Here is a 17,482-nt window from a genome sequence, read left to right as displayed (position 1 = left end):
AAAACTCTCGAAGAATTGCCTGTTATGGAACACAGAAAACAAAGAACCACGAAGCCTTATTCACACCATCAAAACGTGGGATCAAAAACCTAGGGAAAGGGGAAGTGCGGTCACGCTCCGATTTGTACAACAAAGCCCCGAGCGAGCCATGTTTTTGCTACACAAAAACGCTCGCCGACATTCCCTTCGCTCACGCCGGGACGGGAGTGCGCGCTTCGCTTGCACTCCCTCTTGTCAGCTTGCCGTTGGGTGTTTGTCTCGTCATCTGAGCTTGGTTTTGCCTTGAGATATCACCACCCACGTAAAGCGTAAACGTTCTCTTAATCCTCGAATCCTACCTGCCTAGTGCGGACGTCGTGCGTTGCCTTTTGGGATGCCACCTGCGTCCAGCATGCATTCGAGGCAATTATGGAACGCAGGAACAAGGGCGGCAGACCAAAGGCAGTTGAGAGACGCAGCAGGCATTTGAATATTCGGCTGACAGAAACCGAGTATTCCAGACTTCGCGGAATGGCAGGCAGTTTGAAGATTTCAGCCTACGCACGAAGTCGCCTGCTTGGCAAAACCGTCCCGAGATCTGTCCCTCAGATCAATCAGGTGGCTTGGGAAGAACTGGCGCGGACTGCTGCCAACCTCAATCAGCTCACACACCACGCCAACCAAGGGCACTTCGCCTATTCTGAAGAATTCGCTCAGGTGCTTGTCCGACTTTCGCACACGCTGAAGACAGTCAGGGAAGGGTTAATCGGAGGCGACCATGGCCATCGGTAAGCTTATCAAGGGGGCCAATGCCAGCGGTCTTGTCGATTACCTTCTGGGCACGAAAGACAACCAAGGTCGGCCTCGGCCCAAGGTTGCGATTGTGGGTGGCACGCTCGGGTTTGATGGCTCTTCGGCAAAGCGGCAGTTTACGTCACTCAAGAAACTGCGCCCCTCTCTTTCGAAAAACACCGTGCACATGTCCATTTCCTTGCCCGTAGAAGATCGCGAGCTGACCGATGTGGAATGGGCAGCCATCGGCGACCATTGGGCCAAAGGGATGGGCTTTCAGGCCTACCTGACCGTTTGCCATGGTGACCACATTCATATTGCAGCCAGTAGGATCAGGCTGGACGGCACAGTCGTTTCTGACAGCCACGACTACCGCCGCAGTGAAGCGCTGATCCGAGAGATCGAAACGACCTTCGGGCTGATCCCCGTCGCGCCATCCCATTTGCTCAAACCAGATCGCAAGACAGATCACGTCGCCGCGCCGAAATCTGGAGAATTGGTTTTGGCTGAAAAAGGCGAGATCTCATCAAAGGCGCAACTGCAGCAGTTGCTTACAAACCTGACCGCGACACCGATCACGGCATCCGATTTTGTCGATGCTCTGGAAGGCTGCGGCGTCGATGTGCGCCCGAATATATCCGCGACAACCGGTAGGCTATCGGGCTTCGCCTTTGGCCTGCACGGGCATGTTTTGTCCGCGTCCGCGCTAGGACGAGGATTTTCATTGAAGAATTTAGAGAAGAGAGGATTTTCCTATGTCAAAGACCGAGACTTTCAAAAACTCAGCGACGCAAAAGAGCGCAGCCTTGGGCGCGCCGCTGGTCTTGCACTTGGAGACGAACACAGCAGCGCAGCAAGAGGTGCTTCAGGCGATACACGCGCTGCCCTTCCAGATCAGCCAAGCCTTGGATCCGTTGGTGACCCAGTTGGAGGAGCAAAAGGCACAGAATGCCCGATTGCTGGAACGCATGGAGAAGCAGGACCAACTGATGCGGTCATTGGGGAAACTGCTGAAGGCACTGCAAGCGCGCGAGTGACTCAGCCGTCGCCACGTCAAGCCCAAGCCCACACAGCGAAAGGCACCGCGCGACCCAAGCAGCCAAAGCTCCTAGGGTTGCAGGACTTTCTCAAGGAATTTGAGGCGCGCATAAGGTCTGCAGCGCAGCCTCTTTCAGTGCTTCAGCAGGTGCTCTCCGGTTTGGAAAACGTCCGCCGAAAACTCCTCGATGGGCAAGCGACCATAAGAAATTTCCTGAAAACCCGCTCTACCGCAAATCTTCCTTCGCCAGAGAGGCCCGAGCAGTTCCAAGGCCACGAAGATGGGCCAGAAATAAAGCGCGACGGTCCCACATCGGAACAACCGTCTGTTCCACGACCATGATCACTCCAAGCGTTGTCAGGGCATAAGGGAGCTACTCAGATCTGAACGCCGAAGGACCATCGCATTTGTAGCGGGTCAGCCCATTCTGCCTTAGCTCGGCGAGCCGACTTTGGAACTTGCAGATGTAGGCGTCGGGGAGAAAGCTGTCGGGCGTGATGACGCTTTCAGCGCGATTGCGCATAACTTCCAAGGGGCCAATGCCCTGCATGTGGAGAATGCACGACATGGATAGAATGCTGCCTTCGTTCATGCCCATGGGATGAGGATCCGTTAGATCCCGCCCTTTCTGCGTGATCTGGAAAGGTCCAACGGGTATCCGGGCTATGAGGCCAAGGGACAGCAGCATCTCGATATCTTCGAGCGGGGCACTGCCACGGCAGCGAAGTATGAAAAGGGCAAAGCCGCCGGGCATGCAAATGCGGGTATCCGCCACAAAGGTCGAGTCAGGATCGGGCATCGAATCACTCCTATTTTGGGAGTAATGATTATCGAGCGTAGGAGGGTGTGTCGACACCAAACGGACCCCTCCATGGCTGGCACCCTCCACACGCAGGCGCACCGCGACCTGATCAAGTCACTGGTCGCAGCGCGCAAAGCGAAGGGCCTTTCGCAGGCGCAATTAGCTGCGATACTGGGAAAGCCTCCATCCTATGTCGCGAAGGTCGAACTCTGTGAACGCCGTCTGGACGTGCTGGAGTTTTGCTCGTGGGCTAAGGAGTTGTCCGACGAACCGCTCGGCTTGTTGCAGCCATATTTGGACTGAGAAACGGCTTCGATCTTAAAGGGCGGCCATCCGCAACAAGGCAAGCGCCCGTTTCCTACACAAAAAATAGTTTGTGTAGGAAAAACTGCTCATACGATGCTTCTCGGAGAAAACTCCGTTGCATCCGCAGCGAATAGCACATGGGTAATAAATCGACATGCGGCGATGCAGCATGGCAGCGAAAACTCTACAAGCGCTGGTCTGTTAGGCTAATTCCCGAAGTCGAGATCGTGGTTACGATGATCGGGGCTCGCTTCTAATAGGGTGCGGTGAGATGGAAAAGTAGATGTTCTCCGGTCGGCAGCGTGTATGATATCGAAGGTTGCTGTGTCGGCAATCAAGTGCAATCATCCTCAAGGTATCTACCGTCCGCTCACGGCCCACCTTGCAACTGAAGCCACTGATAGTCTCCCGACATATCTGCTATCATTCTCGTTCCCGCCGATGCCCACGCAGGTTGATACGAGTTGCTTCCGTCGCGAAGTAACAAACCTGCATTGTGGACTTGGGTGTGAAGCGCATTGGCACTAGCAAGATCTGATACGACAACTTGCATTGCTTGGCGTGCATCTGCAGACGCAGCAAGTGGGCTGACATACGTAATTATTTGGTGAACCATGTGCCGATAGGAATCCCATTTCTGCCAGGCAGTGGCGGTCACTGTTGAAACAGCTCCTGAGTACGGCGAGTGTAGCAGAATAGTGCTCTGTAGCGCAGGTGGCAGTTGAAGCAATTCATCTGGGTACACGATTGTGCCCCAAAGCGGAGTAGAAAAGAAGCGAGGCGGCGCATCTCCACCACCACCTTGCCCTGTCGATGGCTGGAAGCGAGATCGTGTAAAGCCCCAAAGGTTTTGCCAAAAGCCAATAGCAGCGGCTCTCGCGCCAGAACCGAAAGCAAGTCCGGCCAATGGGCCTGCGTATGCGTGAAGGACTGGCTTGCCCGTGCAAGCGAGAGTCAAGCCCGCCGAACAGTAACGGAATACCGCTTCGACATCTGTTGGAAGACGCTCAGCGCTGTCAAACTCTACAGCGTAGTACCAACCGTCAGCATTGAGCCCCGTGGCTTGGGATAAGATTGATTGCGCGACTTGGGCTGTGGTTACGCTACCGCCGATGACGATGGTTGCATAGGTCGGAATGCCTAGCGAGTCACCCGCAGCTTTAGCAGCAGCAAACAGACGAGCATTCAGCTGAGCGATATCTGGCCGAGCTGCCTCGTACGGTATCGCTGGTGCAATAACCGCGCTAGAGCCGAGTGCTTGATTTTCACCAAGTAGAGCAGCTGTGAGACTTGCAAACGAGGGTGCTGAAAGCGCTCCCAGAGATGCGATCGACTGCCGAAACTGTGCGATTGGATAGCTTGAGAGCCTGTCATTCGCAAAGTCGGGTTCGTAGAATTGAGGATCGAGGAGAACGTCCGCGCCAGCGTCCTTATATTGGCCCGCGTATTCTTGTGCCTTCTCGTATGCTAAGTCTTTCGGGCTAAGTATTGCACCTACACCTGTTCCATTTTGGAGCATTTCGAGAATGAATTTCTGATTATTAGCACCACATTGATGCCAGGCTCCGCGTCTCATTGCTGCCCCCCCAAACCATTTAGAATGGTTCCGACCATAGCTGCACTTGCTGGTCGGCGACCTCTTTCTTTTTCTAACAATCGTTGCAGGACAAGCTTTAGCGTTGGGTCAAGATCCATATAGTCAGGGTCGGATTTGAAATCCTCCGAAGTACAAATGGCTTCGTCTAATTCGTCAAATGTCTTTGGGCTATTGGTCAGTGATGGATGCTTCCCAACTGCTGCCTCGTAAAGAATGACGCCTAGAGCATAAAGATCAGTACGAGGATCAATATCACGCTTCGTACCACGGAGTTGTTCTGGGGCAAAATATTTCGGAGTTCCCAGCATCGCACCCTCAACGGTTGCGGTGAGGCTTTCCATGTCTAGGAGTCGTGCAAGGCCAAAGTCAATAATCACCGGTTTTCCTGAAGAATCGACCCTGACATTGCTGGGTTTTAGATCCCTGTGGACAATATTATTTTCTGCCAGTGCATTTAGACCGTCGCATAGCGGAACAAATATTTCTTTGATCTGCTGCAGACTCAGCTTTCCTCGAGCCGCCAGGTAATGCGAAAGATCGGTCCCGGCCACAAACTCTTCTACTAGATAGTGCCGTGTTTCACCGCCGCGTGCGCTGTACTCGTATTCAACTACTTTGGCTACGTTGGGATGGTCGAGGGTCTGCATCGCCAAAACTTCACGCTGAACTCTTTCCAGAGATTGCGTTGGCGCAATGATTTTTAGGCAAAAATCATCACCATTTCGTTTGACGTGGAAAGCCGCCTTTTGAGCGCTTGGCGTCAGCGCGGATACGAAATAATAGTCTGGGTGCTGTTTACTAGCGTCGTCGATACTAACCTGAAACACTTTTGATTGAATTCTTCAAATCTCCTGCCGCTCTCGCTGCCACAGTATAATAGTATGCCCAAGCCTTGGGAGATGACTTTCTTGCTCGCTTCATGACGCGACTTACGCCATTGTCGTCGATGGAAATCAGCCCTAAACCCAGTGACGAGAAAGATAATTCGTCCTTAACGCGTTTGGCAACACTTTCAGGTAGAGCTACAAAGGACCGGTGTGCGAAAATGCGATTCCGTGAGGCTTGCGCAACAGCTTTCCTCCAATCAGAAACTTTCACCTCGACGGCCGAAACATCACCCAAGATGCTCTGCCATGGTTGAGCTAAGCTAAAATTCTTTTGAATTTGCTCGATCACGCCTTGCCCTCGCAGCTTTTCTAGTTTGTTGAGCGTAGTCTTTTCGTTCAAACCCAGACGTTCCGCGATTGTCTCTCCTCGAGCACGCCGAGCCGCGCGCAAGTATCCTAGAATCGCAATGGTTATGCTGTCCGCATCAGCTATGCTTATAACTTCGGGCCGCACACTTGCCCGTAGTAAATCTGGTACGCCCGCTCCAACCGGAACAGTGCTTCCCGTCCAGGAGAATTCAGCCAGGGGCAGTAACTTGGCGATATCTTTCTCTACAGAAGCTTGCAGAACTGCTTCAGGGCCAACTTTGAGTGGCCGAAAAACCGATATTTCAGTGGGATTTGATGCTGTAAGTTGTTCAAAATAAAGCAATTTTATCCCCAGAATAGCGCTTGTTGCAGTCTAGCCATTTGTATGAGTTAGTCTAGCGCCTTGTGTTCTCGTGACCACCAGATGTTCGAAATAAAAGTGTGCATTCGCTGAGCTAACCACGGCGAAAAAGCGTGAGGTGGTGAACGCCACGGGCCTACTCCTTCAGCAGGTGAGCGGCGTCGGGCGGTCCAGATAAAGTTCCGCTTTATGACTACCGTTGGTCAAAATTGCTGCGCACCTAACGAACGTTGGGTCTGGCAAATGCGGAGGGGTAGCGCGGCGCTAATTCGAAAGGCCGCTCTGGGCAGAGGCTGTGTGAAAACTCGGATTTTCTAAGATGGTGAAGGAAGCTTTCCTTGTCAAGCTGCTTGTGGTCGCCAACATCGGAACAAAACTTCTCAGAACTGCCAGTGGGCGAACACTATTCCGGAACCACCCAGAGCCGATCGAGTATTCACACGGCCTCGGCCGATGAGTGCCGACGCAGTGCGAGCAAACGCCTTGGATAGAGCGGATCCGCAAATGGCTGCAAGGGGCCCGAAATGCGGAAATTAAGGGAATAATTTTTGAGTGGAAAGCTTAGTTCCCTTTGAGCCAGAGCTTGAGGCTATCTTTGCAGTTTCCTGGATCTTGGTCAGTATTTTCTGACCAAGATGCGACGCATTTATTTGTGTCCTCAATAGCAAATGATGCAGAAACTGCTCGGAAAAATGCCGGAGCGGTTAGAAATGATACCCATAATGAAAGAACAACTCCAACCGCCCATGGAGCGCCAATACTTCTGACAAACGCATCAAGGGAAAGTAATGCCGTGCCAAGAGCTACCCAGTTAGCGTAGGGAGCATCGCTAAATTTCCATGTTATCCCAATCAAGAGCAAACTAATCCCTATCCCTGTATATTTGCCAGGCATGAAGGCGGAAATCTTATCAATAGCTGACGCAATCCATTCCCACAAAATAAAGAACCCCTTTTATAGCATTTCGGCTTGCGCCGCCGAGTCACAGTATTTTGCTAAGCGTGTCAACCGTCGTGGCACCAGGGCATTGGCCGTCAAACACTCGTTGAGTCTGGCTCTTAGCCCCTGCACTAATTTCAGTTGCTTCTCGCACTGCGGACTTCTAATTACTGGATGATGCTACGCGATCCCGTGAAGAATCGGTTCTGGGAAGCTGCGACACAGCGATAGCCAATTTGGTGAATGACCGCGGAGCGCCGATTTTTCTTCTTGCTCCAATACTCCTATTTTGGCAGTAAGGCATTGTTTTGCCGAGGACGGGCTGAATATATGAAAATCTGGTACACAGCCGATACCCATTTTGGGCACGAGAACATCTTGTCCCACTGCAAGCGTCCATTTGGCTCCGTCGCACAAATGGACGCGGCCCTAATCGAAAACATGTGGAAGTTTGTCGGGCCGGAAGACCATCTCTGGATCTTGGGCGACTTTGCCTTCGGCGCGAAGGCTAAAGACCCTGCGTACTTGGAGGCTATTTTTCTCCAGCTTCCAGGGGCAGAGAAACATCTGATCGTGGGTAACCACGATCTTGCGCCGACGCTGGAGTTGCCTTGGACGTCAGTGTCCCAGTTGGTTGAACTTCGAGACGGCGCAAACGGACCTGCCAATACCCTCTGCCATTACCCGATGATCACCTGGAACCACGCGCGCAAAGGGGCGCTGCAGTTGTTCGGCCACGTCCATAACAACTGGAAAGGCTCGAATAACTCGGTCAATGTGGGGGTGGATGTTTGGGATTTTATGCCGGTATCAATCAACGATATTGCCCGACGTGCCAAGACATTGCCAAAGAACAAGCACTGGGATGATGTTGAGCCAAGATCGAGGTGATCGGCAGAGTACATCTGTCAAAGCAAACAGGCCGAGCGATATACACTCGGCCTGCTTAGGCATTTAAAGTCGGGGAAGGCTTTCCATCCATTCTATGACCTCATTTAACCGCCAGCGGCTGGCCCGCGCACTGGTCTTGATGGGCTTCGGAAACGCGTCATTCGCGATCTTCCGGTAGATTGTGGAGCGGCTCTGGCCGGTCAGTTCTACGACTTGGTTACATCTGATAAATTTGTCTTTCATATTGTTGTCCTCTGCTATGGAAACATAGGTACCAGAGGATCGTTAAAACGGCGTTTACACTTTTTAACTTTTGCCGCTGATCACGTATTTTTCCCACTCCATCATAATCGGCACCCGTTTTTCGAAGAAGTCCGTGCGCTTGTAGGCCTTCACCACCTTGTTAGCCTCAAAGTGCCCGATGCAGGCCTCTGCGACTTCCTCAGCCGTATCGGTGGTGTCTGAAATCCAAGTGCGCACTGCCGACCTGAACCCGTGGGGACGTGCTGCGATCCCGAACCCTTTCATCAACTTGATTAAGGCCATGCGATCTAGCGCTTTCCCTTTCGAATTGGGGAATAGGAAGCCATCCCACTCATGACACTTCGCCAGTTCAATGACAGCCAGCGCTTCTGGACCCAGCGGCAAACGGAAGGTTTTTGCGTGTCCCACGCGACCTTTCACGTGATCTTCGGGCACGGTCCAGACGTCGCCTTCGATCTGCTCCAGTTGCAAGTGACGGATCGGGTCGGTCCGTAACCCTGTCAGGATCAACAGACGCAGGGCGAGGTGATCAATCGAGATGTCATTTAAGCTGCTGTAAAATTCAGGAACGTCCCTCCAATGCATTGCGGGCATGTTTTTCTGTGATTTCAAACGCGGCCCGAGTAGCGTCTCAGCCTTCTCGATTTCGGAGATATCCACGTCAAAGCCATGCGCGAAGGCGTATTTATAAACCTTGCGTAGACAGTTCATCGACTTGCGACCGGACTCTGGAGCCTTCTTCCAAGCGGCCTGCAGGCAATGGGCCAAATCATGTGCATCGATTTTCATGATCGGTGTGGACCCTAGTTTCGGCAGAACATGGGTGCGCAGGGGAGACGACCACTTGTTCGTTGGGTCACCGTGTTTGAGTTCCGCTCGGAGGGAGTCGTGCGTTTTTTCAACGAGTACCGCGAGAGATCCGTTTTCAACGTTCAGCAGCGCCTTTTCTCGCCGCTTCATTTTAATCGGATTGTCTCCGTTCGCGACAGCCTTCCGAGCCGCCTCCGCGCGTTCCCGAGCGTCCTTAAGGCCAATCGCTGGATAACCGCCTAGGCCTGTCCAATGCTCCACGCCCCAGAGTTTAAAGCGAAATTCCCATTGGCCGCGCCCTTCGCCTCTGGCATTGAAGTAAAGGCCTTGGCCGTCGCAGTGCCTGCCTTTGGTCAGAGTTTTTAGCTGTTGTGGCTTTAGTCTGTAGTAATGAGTCATGTATTGTTAAGCTCCGTAAATATATACATTTTTCGCCGCGCTGACCTGAGACAACGCGAGACATGACGGGAGCTTAACAGTTTGAAGTTTCGGAAAAGTTTCGGAAAATTGACCCTGCATGCGCCTTCATGACACATACAGGGTACCGATCCGGCGGGGGTATTTTAGCAAAGAAGAAGGATTGGGCGCGTTTCATGGCGGGTGCGGGTGGTCTGATGCTTGCGGGCGCGGGCTTTGGGCGGTAAAGCCCGAGGGAAATACGAGACACACGGAGATGGCCCATGTCGATCGACACTGGCACTGCCGCAAAAGTGGCGAAACTGGCCCGGATCAAGGTCGAGGACGACCAGCTTCCTGCGCTGGCCGAAGAGTTCAACCGCATTCTGGGCTTTATCGAACAGCTTGGTGAGGTGGATGTTGAGGGCGTAGAGCCCATGACCTCGGTTACGCCGCAGCGTTTGAAGCGCCGCGAGGACGTGGTCACCGATGGCAGTTATCAGGACAAGGTCCTGTCGAATGCCCCTGACGCCCGCGAGGGCTTCTTTGCCGTGCCGAAAGTGGTGGAGTGATCCGATGACCGAGCTGAATAAACTGACGCTGGCCGAAGCGCGTGATGCGCTGCGCAAGGGTGATGTGACGTCGGTCGAGCTGACCGAAGCGTGCTTGACTGCGATTGATGGGGCTGCTGCGCTGAACGCCTTTGTCCACAAGACCCCTGAATTGGCGCTGGAGCGTGCGAAGGCTGCAGATGAGCGCCTGAAGGCTGGCGACGCGCCTGCCATGTGCGGTCTGCCCATCGGCATGAAAGACCTGTACTGCACCAAGGGTGTGGCGAGCCAAGCGGCGAGCGGCATTCTGGAAGGCTTTGTCCCCGAATATGAGTCGACCGTCAGCCAAAAGCTGCAGGACGCGGGCGCTGTCATGCTGGGGAAACTCAACATGGACGAGTTCGCTATGGGCAGCTCGAACGAGACCTCGGTTTATGGTGACTCGGTGAACCCGTGGAAGATTGACGACCGCAAGCTGACCCCCGGCGGGTCTTCGGGTGGTTCGGCTGCGGCTGTGGCGGCAGACTTGTGTCTGGCGGCAACAGGCACCGACACCGGTGGCTCGATCCGTCAGCCTGCTGCGTTCACCGGTACTGTGGGCATCAAGCCGACCTATGGCCGTTGCTCTCGTTGGGGCATCATTGCTTATGCAAGCTCGCTTGATCAGGCGGGTCCGATGACGAAAACCGTGCGCGACGCAGCGATCATGCTCGAAGCGATGGCCGGTCACGACATGAAGGATTCGACCAGCGCCGACCTGCCGGTTCCGAACTTCGAAGCCATGCTGACCGGTGATATCCGCGGCAAGGTCATCGGTATTCCCAAAGAGTACCGCCCCGAAGGGATGTCCGAAGAGATCAAGACTCTCTGGGACGAAGGTACGGCGATGCTGAAAGCGGCTGGCGCTGAAATCCGCGAGATCAGCCTGCCGCACACCAAGTATGCTCTGCCTGCCTATTATGTCATCGCGCCTGCAGAGGCCTCGTCGAACCTCGCCCGCTACGATGGCGTGCGTTACGGCCACCGTGCGAAACTGTCGGCTGGCGATGGTATCAACGAGATGTACGAAAAGACCCGTGCCGAAGGGTTCGGTGACGAGGTGAAGCGCCGCATCATGGTTGGCACCTACGTGTTGTCCGCAGGCTTCTACGACGCGTATTATAACAAGGCGCGCAAGGTGCGCACCCTGATCAAGCGCGACTTCGAAGATGCGTTTGCCGCTGGCGTGGATGCGATTCTGGCGCCCGCAACGCCGACCTCGGCCTTTGGTCTGGGTGAGATGAAGAGCGCGGACCCCGTCGAGATGTACCTGAACGACGTGTTTACCGTGACGCTGAACCTTGCCGGTCTGCCCGGCGTGGCAGTGCCCACGGGGCTCGACTCCAAAGGTCTGCCGCTGGGTCTTCAGCTGATTGGCCGCCCGTTCGAGGAAGGCGATCTGTTGAATACCGCTTACGCGCTGGAACAGGCTGCAGGGTTTGTTTCCAAACCGGCCAAGTGGTGGTAAGTGCTGAGATAGCACAACTTTGAGGTGAAATGATGCTTCGACACACGGGATTGGTTCTGTTGGCTTTGGCTGGGTTGTCCGCATGCGGGCCAACCGTACCCGACAGCGCAGCGGGAATCACATCGAACAACTACCGTTCGGCGCGTGAGGCCCAGTTGAGCGGCGGGATCCCGTCTGCGCCTGTGGTGTCGCAAGAGACCTTGGGGAATGTCGGCACACTGACGCCGGGCCAGCCACCGCGAGCCCGCACGCTGGCCGAGGTGAAGGCTGCGTCCGAAGAGGCGATCAACACCGCGAACCTTGCTGCTGCAAACAGCGGGGCTGTGCCGCTACAGGCCAGCCCGTCAAACCCCGCGCCCGAGCTGGTGGCGGCGCCCAATGGTATGTCATCCGAGAATGACTTCTCTGCGGTTAGCAACGAACGGAGCATCGAGGATGACAAAGAGCTGATCGAACGCAATCGCAGCCTCTATACCGTCATTCAGCCCGAGGCGCTGCCCTCGCGTCCCGATGGCAGCGTGAATGTGGTGTCCTATGCCTTGGCCACCAACAACCGCGTGGGGCAGCCGCTGTACAAGCGAAGCTCATTCCGAGCAGAGGCTAAGTATGCGCGCGCTTGTGCGGATTATGCCTCGGCCGATTTGGCGCAGGCGGCATTCCTCGCCAAAGGCGGTCCTGAAAAGGACCGCTTGGGTGTAGATCCCGATGGGGATGGGTTTGCCTGCACATGGGATCCGCAACCCTTCCGCAACGCTGTGCGTTGAGCCGGTCGCCCAATCACGGCCCCCGCAAAGGGGATGTGCAGCCCGACATGATCGTGCTGCACTATACGGTGATGGATTTGGACGGCTCGCTCGACCGTCTTTGCGATCCTGAATTCGAAGTTTCGGCCCATTACGCCCTCTGTCCGACAGGGGGCGTTTTTCCGTTGGTGGATGAGGATCGGCGGGCGTGGCACGCGGGACTGTCCCATTGGGCGGGCGTGGCGGACATCAACTCGCGATCTATTGGAATCGAGATCGTGAATGATGGGGAGAGCCCGTTTTCCGTCCAGCAGATGGACGCTCTGGTCGATCTGCTGGACCAGATTCGCGGGCGCTGGGATATCCCTGATCATCGGATTGTCGGGCACTCCGACGTTGCGCCTGGGCGCAAGGTCGATCCTGGGCGCAGATTTGACTGGTTGGGCCTGTCGCGGCGCGGACACGGGGTATGGCCGGATGGGGTGGGGCAAGACGCTGACGCCTGCTGGCACACGTTCCTGCAGGCGCTACGGGACTATGGCTACACCGCACAGGCAGAGCCAGAGGTGTTGCTGGAGGCCTTCCGCATGCACTTCCGCCCATGGGCCCATGGGACGCTGTCCGGCGCGGATGTGGCGGCCGCTGTAAACCTTGCCGACCGCTTTGCCGTTGACCGCACGCCCGACACCCAATAAGGCCCCATGTGCGCGGAGGGCCGGATGGCCGCGGGCAGTACGCTGTCCGAGGAAAGTCCGGACTCCACAAGACAAAGGTGCCGGGTAACGCCCGGCCGGGGTAACCCGAGGGAAAGCGCCACAGAGAACAGACCGCCCCGTTTATCGGGGTAAGGGTGAAACGGCGGTGTAAGAGACCACCGGGGGACTGGTAACAGGCCCCGCATGGCAAGCCCCACCTGGAGCAATGCCGAATAGGAACCTCGCGCGGCATGTCCGCAGGGTCGTCTTGGCCCGGAGGTTCGGGTTGGCAGCTAGAGGCACGCAGGCAACTGCGCGCCAAGATGAATGGTCATCCAAAGCGTTTACGCTTGGACAGAATCCGGCTTATAGGCTCTCCGCGCAATTAACCTGCTTTTTCTGCTCGAATGGTGTTGACTCTTTGCCCGCCAACCGTAAAAGGCGGGGTTCAAGAGATTACACGCGGGTGGCCGCAAACACCGCCCGACCTAGCGAAAGACGAGAGTACCATGGCGAAGCCTACCACTATCAAAATCCGTCTGAACTCGACCGCTGGCACGGGCCACTTCTACGTGACCAAGAAGAACGCACGCACTATGACCGAAAAAATGGTCGTACGTAAGTACGATCCGGTGGTGCGCAAGCATGTCGAGTACAAAGAAGGCAAAATCAAGTAAGCCTTCTGGATCACCAGACAAAAGAGCCGCACCAGCAAACACTGGCGCGGCTCTTTTTATTTTAAAGCATGGTCGCGCCGGAGATTTCTCAAAGAAATTTTCACCCGGCGAAATGGAGAGAGACCATGCCACCTTTACCTTTAATCTATACCATCAGGCCTGCCGAGATCGGCGATGCCGAGCGGGTGACCGCCCTGCTGCAATTGTCCTATCCGGTGCTTCTGGAACGCGACTATCCGTCCGAGCTTTTGCGCCGCGCTTTGCCGCGGATCAGTGTGGCCCGGCCCGAGCTTTTGCGTTCTGGCTCCTACTACGTCGCAGAGACGCCTCAGGGGCAGATCGTCGCTGCAGGGGGATGGAGTTGGTCTAGCCCGCTCAGCGCCTCTACGCCCGCTGGAATGGGGCACATCCGTCATGTTGTGACCTCGCCCGATTTTGTCCGTAGGGGCGTTGCACGGGCCATTCTGGACCGCGCTATGGATCATGCCGCAGAAGAGGGCGTTAGGCGGCTGGAATGCCTGAGCACCCGCACTGCCGTTCCGTTCTACGAGGCGCTTGGCTTCAAAACCTTGGCCGAGATTGAGCTCTCGCTCGGACTGGACGTCCGTTTTCCCTCTGTACACATGACCACGCTTCTATGACCCAGACCCGACGCAATAAAAAAGGGCCGGTCTTCGCGACCGGCCCTATCTGTTTCTAAGCTACCGCAGTGATTATTCGCGGTTACCCATGAACTGCAGCAGGAACATGAACAGGTTCACGAAGTCGAGGTAGAGCTGCAGAGCGCCCATGATTGCCGATTTACCCAGCCATTCCTGATCGCCCGAGTGGGCCATCTGCAGGTAGGTATTCTTGATGTTCTGGGTGTCATACGCAGTCAGACCCGCAAAGATCAGAACACCGAGGACCGAGATCGCAAACTGAAGTGCGCTGGATGCGATGAAGATGTTCACCAGCGATGCAACAACCAGACCGATCACACCCATCATCAGGAAGGTGCCGAAGCCCGAGAGGTCTTTCTTTGTGGTGTAGCCATACAGGGACAGACCCGCGAACGAGATCGCCGTCACGAGGAAGGTCTGGATGATGGATACGCCGGTAAAGACCATGAAGATCCAGCTGAGCGACAGACCCATAGCAGCCGCGTAGACGTAGAAGAACACCTGAGCAGCCGCAGCCGACATCTTGTTCAGCATCGCGCTGAACGCGAAAACCATGACCAGCGGCAGGAACATGATCACCCACTTCAGGGGCGAAGTGTACAGCGCTTGGCCCAGACCAGTCAGAACGGTGTTGCCGGTGGCCGGATCGACGGTGGTCGCAAGGCCAGAGATCGCCCAAGAGGCTGCTGCGGTGATCAGCATGCCCACGGACATCGTGCCGTAAACCTTGTTCATGTGGGCGCGCAGGCCCTCGTCGATACGAACCGCACCGGCGCTAGTGCCAGCGTGCGTCGTGCGGAATTCAGCCATTTCGATCCTCCAAAAATCCGAAGCTGTTGGGTGCACAAACAAAAACGCACACCCGTTGCCTGTGAATATCGGCAGGGATGTGCGTGATTTCAAGTACACTTGGTCGGGTTTTTGGAGGATCCTCTGTCAATTAAACCCGCCAATGAGCAGGGACGTCCCAAGGGGCACGGTCAGCTTCGGATTTTGCTTCGGACTGGGTCAGGCCGATATCCTGAAGAAGCCGGTCATCCAGCTGGGACAGCGCGTGCCGCTGGCGCGAGATCGCAGCAAAGTTGGCAAAGGCGCTAAAGAGGGATGAGAACCAAGAAGGTCTGCTTGCGATCGCAAGTCTGCCGAGTTGAGTAGCCATGTCATTCACCATTATTTGATTGATTGTGCGCGTTGCATCAACGCGCTTGATGTATGTGGCATTTTCTGGTTCATTTTGGAAATGAATGAATGTGACGTATTTCATCAGGAGTTGTGATATGGCCAGAAATCTGGATCTGACTGCGCTGCGGTCTTTTGTGGCGGTGGCAGATGCAGGCGGGGTGACCCGTGCTGCGGGGTTTCTGAACCTGACCCAGTCGGCTGTGTCGATGCAGTTGAAACGCCTAGAAGAATCGCTGGCAACAAACCTTTTGGATCGGACGGCGCGCCAGATCGCGCTGACTCCTGCGGGTGAGAAACTGTTGGGGTATGCGCGCCGGATGCTGGAGCTGAACGACGAGGTTTGGTCGCGCCTGACCGATGATGTTTACGAAGGTGAAATTGTTTTGGGGGTGCCCCACGACATCGTTTACCCAGCGATTCCCCGCGTTCTCCAGCAGTTCAACTCTGAATTCCCGCGGATGCGGGTGCAGCTGATCTCGCTGTATACCAAGGGGCTCAAGGTCGCTTACAGCCGCGGTGAATGCGACATCATCCTGACCACCGAAGATGGGGTTTCGGATGGTGGTGAAACTCTGAAAACCTTGCCGCTGCTCTGGATCGGGGCACCGGGGGGATCGGCTTGGCGCCAGCGGCCCTTGCGTCTGGCTTTCGGTCGGCACTGTATCTTCCGCGCCGGTGTGATCCGACGTGTCGAAGAGGCAGGCATCCCGTGGGAATTGGCCGTGGAGTCCGAAATGGACCGCGCGATTGAGGCGACGGTGAGCGCCGACCTCGCATTGAACGCCATGCTCGAAGGTACCGAGCCGCCTCATTTGGAGCGGGTGCAGCACAAGGGCGCGCTGCCAGAACTGCCCTCGAAAAAGATCAACATGTATCTGTCAGACGCGATCAAGGGTGAGGCCGGCCTGCGGATGGCCGACCTACTGCGTCAAGCCTACGACCAGATGTAATCAGATCGTAATGACGACCTTGCCGGTGGACCTGCGGGACTTGAGCATCTCGAGCCCTTCAGCCACCTGATCGAGCGGAAACGTCTCGCTGACGTGGGGCTTGATCTTGCCTTCACTGTACCATGCAAACAGCTGCGCCATGCTATCGGTCAGAGCTTTGGCGTTGAATTTCAGATATCCGCCCCAGTACATCCCGATCACGGTCAGGTTTTTGACCAACATGTGGTTTGCGGGAATGGGCGGCACGTCGCCGCTGGCAAAGCCGATGGCCAGCAGGCGACCGTCTGGGTTCGTCGCGCGGAAGGCCGCAGTGAATTGCTCTCCGCCGACGGGGTCATACACCACGTCCGCGCCGCCCAATGACTTCACGACGTCTCTGATGTCTTCGCTCGTGGCGTCGATCACATGGTCTGCGCCATAGTCTTTGGCGATCTCCAGTTTCTCGGACCCGCGGGCGCAGGCGATTACCTTGGCCCCCATAACTTTGCCGATCTCCACAGCGGTCAGGCCCACGCCTCCTGCTGCGCCAAGAACTAACAAGGTTTCTCCGGGCTGCAAGCGAGCCTTGTAGTCCAGCGCCAAGTGAGAGGTTCCGTAAGCGATTTGAAATCCGGCAGCATCCACTTCGGTCATATTGTCTGGCAACGGAATGGCGCGATCCGCAGGAAAGCACCCGTATTCTGCCAGGCCGCCTTGGCCTGAAAACAGTGCGACCCGTGTGCCGATAGCGGGTTCGGTGACGCCGGGTCCAAGGGCATCAACGATCCCGGCGACTTCCATTCCCAGAGTAAAGGGGGCCTGCGGGGTGTCCTGATATTTGCCTTTGATCATCAAGAGATCGGCGAAGTTCAGACCGCACGCCGTGATCCGGAGGCGAATCTCTCCTTCTGAGGGAGTCGGAATTTCCAGATCTACTAGTTGAGGTTTTTCGCCAGAAGTATAAATATGATATGATTTCACGCAACGTTCCTCCGTTTGCCGGTAGAACAAGTGTTGGTCCTGTTTGTTAGTGTCCGAGCACGTGGTGTAATTTCCGCACCGCCAACGGTGTAATCCCGGGTGGCCATCGAGGTGTATGGTCGAGGTGGAGTTTGACCGCTTCAACCACGAACCACACGGAGACCCCGATGACCAAAACCAACA

21 protein-coding genes, 1 other RNA gene and 1 pseudogene are annotated in these 17,482 nt (G+C 55.6%); 12 read left to right on the top strand and 11 right to left on the bottom strand.

Going from position 1 to position 17,482, the window contains the following annotated elements; translation table 11 throughout:
• The first annotated feature begins 408 nt into the window (after window positions 1-408).
• Entirely contained in the window at window positions 409-771 is a 363-nt protein-coding gene (mobC, locus tag AB9K37_RS04050; RefSeq protein WP_369835667.1) for a plasmid mobilization relaxosome protein MobC, read from the top strand.
• Window positions 758-2,152 carry a relaxase/mobilization nuclease domain-containing protein gene (locus AB9K37_RS04045; protein WP_369835666.1) on the top strand — a complete coding sequence of 465 codons (1,395 nt, stop codon included), beginning with the start codon at window positions 758-760 and terminating at the stop codon, window positions 2,150-2,152. The genes mobC and AB9K37_RS04045 overlap by 14 nt, the downstream gene beginning before the upstream one ends.
• 31 nt (window positions 2,153-2,183) lie before the next feature.
• Here AB9K37_RS04045 and AB9K37_RS04040 read toward each other — a convergent pair whose 3' ends face one another.
• Complete coding sequence (locus tag AB9K37_RS04040; RefSeq protein WP_369835665.1) at window positions 2,184-2,609, bottom strand: hypothetical protein; 426 nt, start codon at window positions 2,607-2,609, stop codon at window positions 2,184-2,186.
• Window positions 2,610-2,681: 72 nt separating this feature from the next.
• On the opposite strand from AB9K37_RS04040, the gene AB9K37_RS04035 reads away from it, so the two are divergent.
• Window positions 2,682-2,915 (top strand): multiprotein-bridging factor 1 family protein, encoded by a 234-nt coding sequence (locus AB9K37_RS04035; protein WP_369835664.1) that lies wholly within the window; start codon window positions 2,682-2,684, stop codon window positions 2,913-2,915.
• A gap of 373 nt (window positions 2,916-3,288) precedes the next feature.
• Here AB9K37_RS04035 and AB9K37_RS04030 read toward each other — a convergent pair whose 3' ends face one another.
• The 4 genes from AB9K37_RS04030 to AB9K37_RS04015 form a co-directional block, all read right to left on the bottom strand.
• Entirely contained in the window at window positions 3,289-4,494 is a 1,206-nt protein-coding gene (locus tag AB9K37_RS04030; RefSeq protein ID WP_369835663.1) for a hypothetical protein, read from the bottom strand.
• A complete protein-coding gene (locus AB9K37_RS04025; protein WP_369835662.1) occupies window positions 4,491-5,342 on the bottom strand; it encodes a serine/threonine-protein kinase in 852 nt (283 codons plus the stop codon). Before AB9K37_RS04025 ends, AB9K37_RS04030 begins: the two co-directional genes overlap by 4 nt.
• The gene (locus AB9K37_RS04020; protein WP_369835661.1) at window positions 5,329-6,054 is read right to left on the bottom strand and encodes a hypothetical protein; all 726 of its coding nucleotides are present in this window, start codon (window positions 6,052-6,054) and stop codon (window positions 5,329-5,331) included. Before AB9K37_RS04020 ends, AB9K37_RS04025 begins: the two co-directional genes overlap by 14 nt.
• A 579-nt stretch (window positions 6,055-6,633) precedes the next feature.
• A complete protein-coding gene (locus tag AB9K37_RS04015) occupies window positions 6,634-7,011 on the bottom strand; it encodes a hypothetical protein (protein WP_369835660.1) in 378 nt (125 codons plus the stop codon).
• Window positions 7,012-7,341: 330 nt separating this feature from the next.
• On the opposite strand from AB9K37_RS04015, the gene AB9K37_RS04010 reads away from it, so the two are divergent.
• Window positions 7,342-7,902 (top strand): metallophosphoesterase, encoded by a 561-nt coding sequence (locus AB9K37_RS04010; RefSeq protein ID WP_369835659.1) that lies wholly within the window; start codon window positions 7,342-7,344, stop codon window positions 7,900-7,902.
• A gap of 63 nt (window positions 7,903-7,965) precedes the next feature.
• On the opposite strand, the gene AB9K37_RS04005 is transcribed toward AB9K37_RS04010, so the two are convergent.
• The 3 genes and pseudogenes from AB9K37_RS04005 to AB9K37_RS03995 all read right to left on the bottom strand — a co-directional run.
• On the bottom strand, window positions 7,966-8,145 hold the full coding sequence (locus AB9K37_RS04005; protein WP_369835658.1) for a helix-turn-helix transcriptional regulator: 180 nt from the start codon (window positions 8,143-8,145) through the stop codon (window positions 7,966-7,968).
• 63 nt (window positions 8,146-8,208) lie between these two features.
• On the bottom strand, window positions 8,209-8,955 hold the full coding sequence (locus tag AB9K37_RS04000) for a tyrosine-type recombinase/integrase (protein WP_369835696.1): 747 nt from the start codon (window positions 8,953-8,955) through the stop codon (window positions 8,209-8,211).
• A 171-nt stretch (window positions 8,956-9,126) separates the two neighbouring features.
• Window positions 9,127-9,375 (bottom strand): annotated as a pseudogene (locus AB9K37_RS03995) (Arm DNA-binding domain-containing protein); the annotation flags it as partial.
• A gap of 281 nt (window positions 9,376-9,656) precedes the next feature.
• On the opposite strand from AB9K37_RS03995, the gene gatC reads away from it, so the two are divergent.
• The 7 genes from gatC (at window position 9,657) to AB9K37_RS03960 (ending at window position 14,186) form a co-directional block, all read left to right on the top strand.
• Window positions 9,657-9,944 (top strand): Asp-tRNA(Asn)/Glu-tRNA(Gln) amidotransferase subunit GatC, encoded by a 288-nt coding sequence (gatC, locus tag AB9K37_RS03990; RefSeq protein ID WP_072707451.1) that lies wholly within the window; start codon window positions 9,657-9,659, stop codon window positions 9,942-9,944.
• Between the two features lie 4 nt (window positions 9,945-9,948).
• A complete protein-coding gene (gene gatA / locus AB9K37_RS03985; RefSeq protein ID WP_369835657.1) occupies window positions 9,949-11,430 on the top strand; it encodes an Asp-tRNA(Asn)/Glu-tRNA(Gln) amidotransferase subunit GatA in 1,482 nt (493 codons plus the stop codon).
• 29 nt (window positions 11,431-11,459) lie between these two features.
• Window positions 11,460-12,194: a hypothetical protein gene (locus AB9K37_RS03980; RefSeq protein ID WP_369835656.1), complete on the top strand. Its 735-nt coding sequence runs from the start codon at window positions 11,460-11,462 to the stop codon at window positions 12,192-12,194.
• The gene (locus AB9K37_RS03975; RefSeq protein ID WP_369835655.1) at window positions 12,158-12,868 is read left to right on the top strand and encodes an N-acetylmuramoyl-L-alanine amidase; all 711 of its coding nucleotides are present in this window, start codon (window positions 12,158-12,160) and stop codon (window positions 12,866-12,868) included. The genes AB9K37_RS03980 and AB9K37_RS03975 overlap by 37 nt, the downstream gene beginning before the upstream one ends.
• 12 nt (window positions 12,869-12,880) lie before the next feature.
• Window positions 12,881-13,253, top strand: an RNA gene (rnpB, locus tag AB9K37_RS03970) — RNase P RNA component class A.
• Between the two features lie 124 nt (window positions 13,254-13,377).
• A complete protein-coding gene (gene rpmG, locus AB9K37_RS03965; RefSeq protein WP_007814563.1) occupies window positions 13,378-13,545 on the top strand; it encodes a 50S ribosomal protein L33 in 168 nt (55 codons plus the stop codon).
• Window positions 13,546-13,670: 125 nt separating this feature from the next.
• Complete coding sequence (locus tag AB9K37_RS03960; protein ID WP_369835654.1) at window positions 13,671-14,186, top strand: GNAT family N-acetyltransferase; 516 nt, start codon at window positions 13,671-13,673, stop codon at window positions 14,184-14,186.
• Window positions 14,187-14,258: 72 nt separating this feature from the next.
• On the opposite strand, the gene AB9K37_RS03955 is transcribed toward AB9K37_RS03960, so the two are convergent.
• The gene (locus AB9K37_RS03955) at window positions 14,259-15,017 is read right to left on the bottom strand and encodes a Bax inhibitor-1 family protein (protein WP_369835653.1); all 759 of its coding nucleotides are present in this window, start codon (window positions 15,015-15,017) and stop codon (window positions 14,259-14,261) included.
• 130 nt (window positions 15,018-15,147) lie between these two features.
• On the bottom strand, window positions 15,148-15,366 hold the full coding sequence (locus tag AB9K37_RS03950) for a DUF1127 domain-containing protein (protein WP_369835652.1): 219 nt from the start codon (window positions 15,364-15,366) through the stop codon (window positions 15,148-15,150).
• A gap of 118 nt (window positions 15,367-15,484) precedes the next feature.
• Here AB9K37_RS03950 and AB9K37_RS03945 point away from each other — a divergent pair, with 118 nt between their 5' ends.
• Window positions 15,485-16,339, top strand: a complete 855-nt coding sequence (locus AB9K37_RS03945) for a LysR family transcriptional regulator (protein WP_072707440.1) — start codon at window positions 15,485-15,487, stop codon at window positions 16,337-16,339.
• On the opposite strand, the gene AB9K37_RS03940 is transcribed toward AB9K37_RS03945, so the two are convergent.
• Complete coding sequence (locus tag AB9K37_RS03940; protein WP_369835651.1) at window positions 16,340-17,299, bottom strand: NADPH:quinone oxidoreductase family protein; 960 nt, start codon at window positions 17,297-17,299, stop codon at window positions 16,340-16,342.
• Window positions 17,300-17,482 lie beyond the last annotated feature (183 nt).

Source organism: Donghicola sp. XS_ASV15, from assembly GCF_041224595.1.
Classification (GTDB): domain Bacteria; phylum Pseudomonadota; class Alphaproteobacteria; order Rhodobacterales; family Rhodobacteraceae; genus Donghicola.
Note: the sequence above shows the minus strand (reverse complement) of the source record. Positions and strands in the feature narration are given on the sequence as shown.